Origin of the sequence: Pseudarthrobacter sp., from assembly GCF_036675385.1 — a bacterium.
GTDB lineage: Bacteria > Actinomycetota > Actinomycetes > Actinomycetales > Micrococcaceae > Arthrobacter.
Genome location: NZ_JAKFFD010000070.1, coordinates 1 through 11,255, shown reverse-complemented (window position 1 = coordinate 11,255; position 11,255 = coordinate 1). Strand labels below are relative to the sequence as shown.

General features: G+C 64.6%; 10 protein-coding genes. All 10 read left to right on the top strand.

Going from position 1 to position 11,255, the window contains the following annotated elements:
• The first annotated feature begins 201 nt into the window (after positions 1-201).
• Complete coding sequence (locus tag V6M49_RS05660) at positions 202-1,506, top strand: extracellular solute-binding protein (protein ID WP_332760511.1); 1,305 nt, start codon at positions 202-204, stop codon at positions 1,504-1,506.
• Positions 1,507-1,508: 2 nt separating this feature from the next.
• A complete protein-coding gene (locus V6M49_RS05655; RefSeq protein ID WP_332760510.1) occupies positions 1,509-2,411 on the top strand; it encodes a carbohydrate ABC transporter permease in 903 nt (300 codons plus the stop codon).
• A complete protein-coding gene (locus V6M49_RS05650; RefSeq protein ID WP_332760509.1) occupies positions 2,411-3,325 on the top strand; it encodes a carbohydrate ABC transporter permease in 915 nt (304 codons plus the stop codon). Before V6M49_RS05655 ends, V6M49_RS05650 begins: the two co-directional genes overlap by 1 nt.
• A 26-nt stretch (positions 3,326-3,351) precedes the next feature.
• Positions 3,352-4,530, top strand: coding sequence for a Gfo/Idh/MocA family protein (locus V6M49_RS05645; protein WP_332760508.1), 1,179 nt, complete (start codon positions 3,352-3,354; stop codon positions 4,528-4,530).
• Positions 4,531-4,572: 42 nt separating this feature from the next.
• Positions 4,573-5,271: a ThuA domain-containing protein gene (locus tag V6M49_RS05640; RefSeq protein WP_332760507.1), complete on the top strand. Its 699-nt coding sequence runs from the start codon at positions 4,573-4,575 to the stop codon at positions 5,269-5,271.
• Positions 5,256-6,374: a Gfo/Idh/MocA family protein gene (locus V6M49_RS05635; RefSeq protein WP_332760506.1), complete on the top strand. Its 1,119-nt coding sequence runs from the start codon at positions 5,256-5,258 to the stop codon at positions 6,372-6,374. Before V6M49_RS05640 ends, V6M49_RS05635 begins: the two co-directional genes overlap by 16 nt.
• Before the next feature lie 62 nt (positions 6,375-6,436).
• A complete protein-coding gene (locus V6M49_RS05630; protein WP_332760505.1) occupies positions 6,437-7,474 on the top strand; it encodes a LacI family DNA-binding transcriptional regulator in 1,038 nt (345 codons plus the stop codon).
• 53 nt (positions 7,475-7,527) lie between these two features.
• On the top strand, positions 7,528-8,637 hold the full coding sequence (locus V6M49_RS05625) for a GTP pyrophosphokinase (RefSeq protein WP_104060267.1): 1,110 nt from the start codon (positions 7,528-7,530) through the stop codon (positions 8,635-8,637).
• A 131-nt stretch (positions 8,638-8,768) separates the two neighbouring features.
• On the top strand, positions 8,769-10,121 hold the full coding sequence (locus V6M49_RS05620) for a glycosyltransferase family 87 protein (RefSeq protein ID WP_332760504.1): 1,353 nt from the start codon (positions 8,769-8,771) through the stop codon (positions 10,119-10,121).
• A gap of 61 nt (positions 10,122-10,182) precedes the next feature.
• On the top strand, positions 10,183-11,255 hold a 1,073-nt coding region (locus V6M49_RS05615; protein WP_332760503.1), incomplete at its 3' end, for a glycosyltransferase 87 family protein.

Below are 11,255 nucleotides of genomic sequence, written 5' to 3'. Positions count from 1 at the left end.
GAATTTGTTGCACAAAATGCCTTGACGTCCAATTGTGATATCCGTTACCTTTGTGTCACTCAACCGAAAGCATTATCGAAATATTTCGAAGACTTTAGGTGAAACCAACTCCACTCACAGTGCTGCCTCTTTCCTGAGGCTGGACTTCTGAACTCACACCGGGCGCTCAGTGACGACCCCCGAAGGATGGACGGAAACCATATGTTCAATCGAAAGCTGCGTTCCACAGCCCTGGCTGCCGCACTGACGCTCTCCCTGGCCGCCTGCGGTTCCAGCGGACCCGCAAATGTCAGCGCCGATTCGCCCTCGATGTGGGGGCTGACCGGCGGGAACCAGGCCAATACCCAAAAATCTATCGACGCGTGGAACACTGCGCATCCCGACCAGTCCATCAAACTCGACTTCTTCGCAAACGATGCCTACAAGACCAAGGTGCGTACCGCCATCGGCGCCGGTGAAGGTCCCACTTTCATTTACGGCTGGGGCGGCGGCGTCCTCAAGTCCTACGTTGACTCCGGGCAGATCGAGGACCTCACGGACTTCATTGCGGAAAACCCGGAGGTCAAGGATCGCTACCTGCCGTCCATCATCAAGAACGGCCAGGTGGACGGCAAAATTTACGCCCTGCCCAACAACAACGTCCAGCCGGTTGTGCTCTATTTCAACAAGGATCTGTTCGACAGGATCGGCGCCCAGCCACCCAAGACCTGGGACGAGCTGATGGCCCTCGTGCCGAAGTTCAAAGAGGCCGGGGTGGCTCCCTTCTCGCTGGGCGGCCAGTCCAAATGGCCGGACCTGATGTGGCTTGAATACCTGGTGGACCGCATCGGCGGACCCGAGGTGTTCAACAACATTGCGGCCAACAAGCCCGATGCCTGGTCAGACCCTGCAGTGCTTGAATCCCTGACCAAGATCCAGGACCTGGTCAATGCGGGCGGCTTCATCAATGGCTTCTCCTCGATCGCGGCCGATTCCAACGCGGACCAGGCCCTGCTCTACACGGGCAAAGCTGCGATGGTGCTCCAAGGCGGCTGGATCTACCAGGGCATGAAGAAGGACGCGCCGGACTTCACCAAGGGCGGCAAGTTGGGCTTCACCACATTCCCCACCGTTGAAGGCGGCAAGGGCGATCCCGCCAACATCGTGGGCAACCCGTCCAACTTCTGGTCCGTCTCCTCTAAGGCCACGGACAGCCAGAAGGCAGCCGCCCTGGAGTACATCAAGGACGGGATGTTTACCGATGCGGACACCCAGACCCTGATCGACTCCGGCGCAGTGCCGGTGGTCACCGGCATCGAAAGCAAGCTGGAAGCCTCACCGGACAAGGGATTCCTGAACTTCGCGTACGGCCTGGCCAAAGACGCTCCCAACTTCCAGCTCTCCTGGGACCAGGCACTGAGCCCCGCGCAGGGCGACGCGATGCTCGCCAACCTGGATCAGATCTTCCTGAACAAGATCACCCCGGAGCAGTTTGTCGCAACGATGAACGCAACGATCGGAAAATAGCTGTGTCCGTTACCACCGGAGCTTCCCGGCGGACCCTGGAAAAGGGTCCGTCGGGGTGGCTGGCCGCTCCAGCCCTCGTCTTCTTCCTCCTCTTCGCGATCATCCCGTTGTTCGGCGTGCTGTTCCTCAGCTTCACGAAGTGGGACGGCCTGGGCGAAATCAGGCTTGATGGATTCTCCAGCTGGACCACCGTCCTGACCGATCCGATCACGGGCAACGCATTGCTGGTGACGGCGAAGATCATGTTCTTCTCCTTCATCGTCCAGGCACCGATCAGCCTGCTGCTGGGCGTCTTCACGGCAGCAGGCCAGAAGTACCGGGCAGCGCTTGCCGTCCTGTACTTCGTGCCTCTCCTGCTCTCCTCCGCCGCCGTGGCCATCGCCTTCAAGGCACTCCTGGATCCCAACTTCGGGCTGGGCCCCGGCCTGGGACTGCCGTTCCTCACGCAGGACTGGCTGGGCAATTCGGACCTGGTGCTGTTCGTCGTCGTTTTTGTGATCGCGTGGCAGTTCGTGCCGTTCCACACCCTGATCTACCAAGGCGGTGTCCGGCAGATCCCCACGTCGTTGTATGAGGCCGCCCAGATCGACGGCGCAGGGCGCATCCAGCAGTTCTTCAGCATCACCTTGCCGCAGCTGAAGTACACCATCATCACCTCCTCCACGCTGATGGTGGTGGGCTCACTGGCCTACTTCGACCTCATCTTCGTCCTGACCGCCGGTGGACCCGGCTATGCCACCCGATTGCTTCCCCTTCACATGTATCTGACCGGATTCAAGGCCAATGACATGGGTGCCGCGAGCGCACTCGGCGTCATCCTGGTGGTCATCGGCCTGGTCCTTGCCCTGCTGCTGCAGCGCCTTGGTGGGAAAAACCGCAACGACAGCCAATTGGAAGGTGCCTGATGGCCACCGAGATTCAGCTACCCACGTCTCCTGCCGCCGTCGTACGCCGTCCGGGCAGCGCAGGGCGTCGCCCCAGCCGCCGCACCGCCCGCGCTGCCCGGCAGCGGCCCAACTTCCTGGGTGGCCTGGGCGGCTGGGCCTGGCTGGCCTTCATCATCATCCCCGTGTATTACGTGGTGGTGACCAGCCTGAAGAACCAGGCCGGATTCTTCACCTCGAACCCGATGATGCCGCCCACCGAGCCGACGCTGGATAACTACAAACTGGTGCTTGAGAACGACTTCGCCAAGTACTTCATGAACAGCCTCATTGTGACGGTGGGCAGTGTGGTGCCGGGACTGTTCGTGGCGTTTATGGCCGCCTACGCGATTGTCCGCGGCAAGGGGAGGTTCCTGAATTGGACCAACAACCTCTTCCTCCTTGGCCTGGCCATTCCGCTGCATGCCACGATCATCCCGATTTACTGGATGATCACCAGGGCCCACCTCTATGACACGCTGCTCGCACTGGTGCTCCCGTCCATCGCCTTCGCGATCCCCATCTCCGTCCTCATCCTGTCCAACTTCATGCGGGATGTGCCCAATGAGCTCTTCGAATCGATGCGCCTGGACGGCTGCTCAGACTGGGCGATGATGTGGCGGCTCGCCCTGCCCATGACCAAGCCCGCCGTCATCACCGTGGGCATCTACAACGCCCTCCACGTGTGGAACGGCTTCCTCTTCCCGCTCATCCTGACGCAGAGCCCTTCCACCCGGGTGCTCCCCTTGTCGCTATGGACGTTCCAAGGGGAGTTCAGCGTCAATATCCCCGCCGTGCTGGCATCCGTGGTGCTCGCCACGCTGCCGCTGCTGGTCATCTACGTCATCGCCCGGCGCCAGCTGCTCAGCGGCCTGACCGCCGGATTCAGCAAGTAAACCGAAATACCTACGAAAGGAAATGAATGACTTCCGCAAAGCCATTGCGCGTCGGCATGGTGGGCCACGCCTTTATGGGCACCGCCCACTCCCACGCATGGCGGACAGCCCCCCGGTTCTTTGACCTGCCGCTGGAACCCCAGCTCACGGCTGTAGCCGGCCGAAACGGGGACGGCGTCCGCGCCGCGGCCGACAAGCTGGGCTGGAACTCCGCGGAGACGGACTGGCGGCGCCTCATCGAGCGCGATGACATTGACCTGATTGACATCTGTACGCCTGGCGACACGCACGCCGAAATCGCGATCGCCGCCCTCGAGGCGGGCAAGCACGTGCTGTGCGAAAAGCCTCTCGCCAACTCTGTCGAGGAAGCGGAGCGGATGACAGTTGCGGCGGAGGCGGCCGCCAAACGCGGGGTGTTCTCGCTGTGCGGCTTCAGCTACCGGCGGACGCCCGCGCTGGCGCTGGCCAAGCGGCTCGTGGAGCAGGGCAGGCTGGGAACCATCCGGCACGTGCGGGCGCAGTACCTGCAGGACTGGCTCTCAGACGAGAACGCCCCCATGACGTGGCGCTTGGACAAGAGCAAGTCCGGTTCCGGTTCCCTCGGCGATATCGGTGCGCACAGCATCGACGCTGCGCAATGGATCACCGGGCAGAAGATAACCGGCGTTTCGGCCCTGTTGGAAACATTCGTTGCTGAGCGTCCGTTGGCCGGCGATCTTGTCGGCCTGGGCGGACACGGTGAGCCGGGCAATGATGCGCCGCGCGGTTCCGTCACGGTCGATGACGCCGCGATCTTCAGTGCCCGGTTCGACGGCGGTCCCATCGGTGTCTTCGAGGCCACCCGCTACGCGTTGGGCCGCAAGAACGCGATGCGGCTGGAACTGAACGGCACCAAGGGGTCCCTGGCCTTCGATTTCGAGGAAATGAACGTGTTGTCCTTCTACGACGCGGCCGAATCCCCCGATGCCGGCTTCCGGCGGATTTTCGTCACCGAGCCCGAGCATCCGTACGTCGGCAACTGGTGGCCCACCGGCCACGGCTTGGGCTACGAACACGGTTTCACCCACCAGGTGGTGGACTTCGTCACCGCCATCGCGGAGAACCGCCAGCCAGAACCGTCCTTCGCCGATGCCTTACAGGTCCAGCAGGTGCTGGCCGCCGTCGAGGACAGCGCAGCCAACTCCAGCCAATGGCAGAAGGTCTAGGACCTTGAGTACAGAACACGGAACCCCAGCAAAGGAAAACCCATGACAGACAAAAAGACCGCACTCGTGGTCCGTGGCGGATGGGATGGACACCAGCCCTTAGAGGCCACAGAGCTTTTCATTCCGTACCTGAAGGACAACGGCTTTGACGTCCGGGTCGAAGAGTCCCCCAAAATCTACGCCGATGCCGGCTACATGGCCGGCGTTGACCTCATCATGCAGTGCATGACGATGTCCACCATCGAGAAGGATGAATTCGAGGGCCTGCGGGCCGCCGTCGAGAACGGCACCGGCCTGGCCGGCTGGCACGGCGGGATCGCCGACTCCTACCGGAACACCTCGGACTACCTCCACCTGATCGGCGGACAGTTTGCCTGCCATCCCGGCAAACACCCCGACGAGCGCAGCGGCGAACAGTCCGACAACTACGTCCCGTACACCATCAACATGCTTCCCGCCGCGGAAACCCATCCCATTACCCGCGGCATCGGCGACTTCGAACTGGTCACCGAACAGTACTGGGTACTGGCCGACGACTACGTCGACGTCCTCGCCACCACCACCCAGAAGGTCCGCGCGTGGGATCCCTGGAACCGTGAAGTGACTTCGCCGGCCATCTGGACCCGGCAATGGGGCCAGGGCAGAATCTTCGTCGCCACCCCCGGGCACCGGGTGGAAATTCTCCAGGACAGCAACGTCCGCACCATCATCGAAAGGGGCCTGCTGTGGGCAAGCCGTTGAAAGTAGGAATCATTGGGTGCGGGGCCATCATCGCCCAGTACCTCGCCAACTTCCGGCGGCTCGATGCCATCGAACTTGTCGCGGTGGCGGATCTGGATCCGTCCCGCGCGCAGGCTGTAGCCGCTGGCTACGACGGCGTCCGGGCGCTCACGGTCGACGAACTGATCGCCGCCGATGACGTGGACCTGGTCCTGAACCTGACCATCCCCGCCGCCCACGCCGAAGTGGCCCTCAAGGCAATCGCCGCGGGCAAGAGCGTCTACGGGGAAAAGCCCTTGGCTGCCACGACTGGCGAGGCCCGCCGGGTGCTGGAAGCGGCGCGCGCCGCCGGTGTCGCCGTCGGCTGCGCCCCGGATACCGTTCTCGGAACCGGCATCCAGACGGCCCGCAAAGCGATCGACGACGGCCTGATCGGATCCCCCATCTCGGCCACCGCCACGATGGTCACACCCGGCCACGAACGCTGGCACCCTAACCCGGATTTTTACTACCAGCCCGGCGGGGGCCCGCTGCTGGACATGGGGCCGTATTACGTCAGTGCGCTGGTTAGCCTGCTGGGGCCGGTGGTCTCCGTGACCGGGGCGGCCAGCCATACGCGGACCGAGCGGACCATCGGGTCGGGTCCGCGGGAAGGCGAGGTGATCCCGGTCAACTTCGACTCGCACGTGACCGGTATCCTGGTCCACGCCAACGGGGCGCTGTCCACCCTGGTCATGAGCTTCGACGCCGTCAAGACACGGTCGTCGAACATTGAGATCCACGGCGAGCGCGGCTCCCTGGTGGTCCCGGATCCGAACCACTTCGACGGTGACGTGGAACTGTTCACCCTCGGCGCCGACTCCTGGAAGACCCTTCCGGTCTCGGCCGGGTACGTGGACTCCGGCCGGGGGTTCGGCATCGCCGATCTGGCGGCGACGCCGGAGGGAGCAGAACCGCGCGCCGGCGGCCGGCTGGCTTATCACGTCCTTGAAGTTATGGAATCGGTGCTCGAATCGGCCCGGACCGGAGCCATGGTCCCGATCCAAAGCACGGTGCCACGACCGGAACCTGTGCCCCTCACAGCGTCACCGGATGCCGCCCGCGTTCAGGAGGTCAGTGCTTAGGATCGCTGCGGGCATGCGGGCCAAAGGCCCGCATGCAGCGGCCTGCCTACTACGATCGAGGTATGGAATCCGCGGAGCAGGTGCAGCCATCCGTCCGCTCGCCGCGGATCACGGCGGCCATGGTTGCGGCCCGCGCCGGCGTCTCGACGGCGACGGTTTCCCTAGTGGCCAACGGCAAGACTGCCGGCCGCGTCTCTGAGGACAACATCGCCAGGGTGCGGGAGGCCATTTCCGAGCTCGGCTACGTCGTGGACAGCGTGGGCAGTTCGCTGGCCAAAGGCGTCAGCTCCATCGTCTTACTCGTGGCCCCGGACATCTCCAACCCGTTTTTCGCGAAGGTGATCGCCGGCGTCCGGGAATCCCTCGGGGCTGATTACCAGCTGCTGCTGTCCGTCACCGACGCCGGGGAGTTCCCGCAGGCGGACGACGTCCGCAAGCTGATGGCGCTCCGGCCGGCCGGGCTTCTGGTTGACGCTCCCAACGCCGAATTCCTGGAAGAACTTTCTGCCGCCGGCCCCGTTGTCCTGCTGGACGCGCCGGGGCTTGAGGCCTACGCCCCGTCCGTCAATCTGGACGTCGCGCACGGCGCGCGCCAGCTGGCCGCGCATTTGGCGGATGTTGGGCACCGCCGGGTGGCCTACGTGGACAGCGTGACAGGCACGGCCACGTTTGAGGTCAGGCGCCGCGCCTTCCTGGCCGAGGCAGCGGGACACGGAATAACCGTGGAGCCCGGCCACATCATCAGTACCACCATCGACGTCGGCGCGTCCGCCGCCGCATTCGCCTCCGCCTGGCCGGCGTGGCAGCAGGCCGGGGTCACCGCCGTCGTCTGTTGCACGGACACCCACGCCTACGGGGTGCTGCAGGAAGCACGGGTGGCAGGCGTGCAGATCCCGGGCCAGCTGGCCATCGCCGGCTTCGACGATCTGCCGTACTCCGCCACGAGCAATCCCAGCCTGACCAGCGTGCACCTGCCGGCAACCTCGCTGGGGCTGAAGGCAGGCGGACAGCTGCGCCTGCTCATGGAAGGCCGCCAGCTGGAGCAGCCGCAGCTGACGCTGGAGAGCTCCCTGGTGGTCCGCAACTCCACCTCGGCATAACACTGTGCCGGGCATGACAAGCCGCTGTCACACCCCCGCCGTAAGCTGGAGGCATGCCGAGTAACTGGGACAGCCTGGACATCAGCCTGCGTGAATCCGTGCAGGAGAACGTGGAGATCTACGAGCGCGTCCGCCCTGCCCTGAAGCTGGTCACCAAGGACGTTCTCCACATCCTCCGCGACATGCTGAAGGACACCGAGGTCACGCCGCTGTTTGTCACGGGGCGCACCAAGTCGGTGGAATCGTTCCGGGAGAAAATTTCCCGGATTGAGGAACCGCTGGAACCGGGCGGGCCCCCGGTGCTGAAGTTCCCGGACCCGTTCCGCACCCTCAACGACATGGTGGGCGTGCGCGTCATCACCAAGCTGCCGGCCGAGAACGCGCTGGTGGCCAACATCATCAAGCGCCAGCGCCAGATATTCGACTGCCGCGGTGACCGCGAGAAGGACATCGGCTCCATCGAGTCAGGCACGTACGGCTATTCCAGCCGCCACCTCATCCTGCGCACCATCCAGAACGAGGCCGTCAAGGATTACCAGCAGGCCTTCAACCCGGACATTCCGGCCAACGGCAGCTACTTCTTCGAATGCCAGATCCGCACCGTCTTCGCCCACGCCTGGAGCGAGATCGAGCACGACATCCGCTTCAAGGCCGAGGACCCCCGCGCCTGGACGCCGCATTTCGACCGCCAGTTCACCGCCACCGCCGCCATGCTGGAAACCGTGGAAAGCGCCTTCGCGGACCTGCACGAACGTTACGAGGAAGTCCGCAGCTACTGGGACGTCGAGGGTGAGGGGGCCGCGCAGCTCACACCCAACCGGATCCGTGACGTCTGGCGCACGCTGTTGCCGCACGTGGACCGCAAAGTCGATGACGACTGGGGCTGGGCTGCCGAGCTCATGGCCGCCCACGGCCTCAACCAGACCGTCCAGCTGGCCGGCCTGCTCAGCGCCCAGCGGATCACCGAGGTCCGCAAGGCGCTGGACCACCGCTACTCCCCCGGACCGGACCGCCTGCTCGATGACCTCCTGCTCTGGCAATACGGCACCAAACACATCGACCTCACCGCAGAGGCGCCCGACGCCGTCCCGCACCCGCGGCGCGACAGCCTCCTGCGGCGGCTGAAACAGATCGAGCGCTACCGCCTGGCCAAGTCCGAGTAGTCCACTCACGGAGCCGCAGGATTATTGGCCACCACTGACATTCAACTACCCTTGACTCATGGTGGAGGCTGTTGTAGACGGACCTCCGATGCTCCCGGTTCCAGCCCCGCGGCAAGATCCGGCACCTGTTTATGCCCCTCTCTGACAAGGATTCCGCCATTTCCACGGACGCATTCTTCGCCACGCTCACCCGGATCCGCAACGTCATCCTTCCAGCGGCCGTACGGTCCTGGCTGAACACGCCGCGGGGGCTCCTCACCGGCTTCATCCTGGTGCACCTGGGTTTCCTGATTTTCGCGGCGCTGCTGTCCTTGCGCGGTGAGGCCTTCAGCGACACCTTCATCTACCGCGAGTGGGCCCGGGCGGGTTTTGACGAAACCCACCTCAGCGGCGGCCCCAGCCCGTGGGTCTACCCCATTCTCGCGCTGATCCCCATGGCACTTGCAGGGCTGGCCGGACCCGGACCGTTCTTCTTCCTCTGGGTGCTGATGACCACCCTCCTCAACGGCTGGGCCCTGGCCAAGCTCACGGACCGTGGCCGCAACCAGGACGCCATCCCCGCGGGCTGGTGGTGGCTGATCTTCACGCTGCTCATGGGATGGCTCGGCTTCGCCCGCGTGGACGGCCTCACCGCACCGATCGTCCTGGTGGCCCTGGCCTACGGTGTGGGCCGGCCGTTCATCGCCTCGGTCATCCTCGCCGCCGCGACCTGGGTGAAGGTCTGGCCCGCCGCGGTCATGCTGGCCCTGTTCGCCGTGGTCAAGAACCGCCTGCTGGTGGTGCTGGCCGGCGTGGCCACGTCAGCGGTGGTGGTGGCACTCGCCGCCGCGGTTGGCAGTGTGCCCAAGCTGCTGAACTTCCTGACCCAGCAGGGTGACCGGGGCATGCAGCTCGAGGCAACGTTCACCACCCCGTGGCTGTGGCTGTCCGTGCTGAACATCGGCGATTCCCGGATGTACATGAACACCGATATCAACTCCATGCAGGTGGACGGCCCCGGCACCGCCGTGATGTCCGTGCTGATGCAGCCGCTCCTCATCCTTGCCGCGCTGCTCGTGGCCGGCCTGACGTTCTGGGCGCTGCACAACGGCAAGCTCAACGGCAACGGAACGGCCGACGGCGGCGTGGACCGCACTGAGCTGCTGCTGGCCGGCGCGCTCACCCTGGCCACCGCCTTTGTGGTGTTCAACAAGGTGGGCTCGCCCCAGTTCATGGTGTGGCTGGCCCCGGCCGTGGCGGTGGGCCTGGCGCACAGCTGGCGTGAGTGGCGGGTCCCCGCGGCCATGCTCATCGCCATCGCCGTGGCCACGTTCTTCATCTACCCGCTGTTCTACGATGCCCTCAGCCACAACAACCCCCTCATGGCCGGCGTGCTGACTATCCGCAACGTCCTCCTGGTGGTCCTGTTCCTGTGGTCGGTCCGGCGCCTGTACTCGCTGGGCAAAAAGACTCCAGCGACCGTCCCCGCGCTCAAGGAGTCCTGAGATTTCCACGAAGTTCTTCGACCGGCTGGTCAGCGTCCGCAGCACCGTCCTGCCCGCCCGAGTGGTGGACTGGTTCGCCCGTCCGTCCAGCGTCTGGTGGGGCTTCGCAGTCATCCACCTGTATTTCCTGGGCTGGATGGCGTCGTTCTTTCTCAACGGCGATACGTTCAGCGACACCGAGCAGTACCGCCAGTGGGCCATGGACGGCTACAACCCGGATAGCCTGGACGGCAAGATCAGCCCCTGGGTATACCCGGTGCTGGCGCAGATCCCCATCTTCCTCGCGAACATTGCCGGACCCAGCCTGTACCTCCTGTGCTGGTTCCTGATCATCACAGCACTCAACGCCGTCGGGCTTGCTTTCCTGACCCGCGGACCGCGGAAGGTGAAGGGCATTGCCCCGGCCTGGTGGTGGCTGTTTTTCACCGTCTTTATGGGTTATCTCAGCTTCGCCCGGGTGGAGGGCATCACGGCCCCCATCGTGCTGATTGCGCTGCTGTACGCGGCCGAACGCCCCGTCGTGGCAGGGATCCTGCTGAGCGTGGCCACCTGGCTCAAGGTGTGGCCGGCAGCGGTCCTGGTGCCGATCGTCATTGCCAGCCGCAAGCGGATCCAGGTGCTGGCCTCCGGAGTGGCGGTCACCGCCGTCGTGGGCCTGGGCACGTACCTGTCCGGCGGGCTGCCGCACATCATGGACTTCCTGACCAACCAGGGCGAGCGTGGCATGCAGCTTGAAGCCACGTTCTCCACGCCGTGGGTGTGGCTCAGTGTCTTCAACATCGCCGGGTCCAAGATGGCGGACAACACGGCCATCAACTCCACCGAGGTCTACGGCCCCGGCGCCGATGTGGCCGCGTTCCTGATGCAGCCGCTGCTGATCCTTGCCGCCGTGGTGGCCGCGGTCCTGCTGGTCCGGGCACTGAACCGCGGCGCCGAGCGGGAGGAGCTCTTCCTCGAGGGCGCGCTGATGATGACCACTGCGTTCATCGTGTTCAACAAGGTGGGTTCGCCGCAGTTCATCATCTGGCTGGCCCCAGTGATCATCGCCGGCCTCACGCACGACTGGGACCGCTGGAAGGTCCCGGCTGCGCTCCTCATGGGCATCGCGGTGACCACCTTCGTGATCTACCCGCT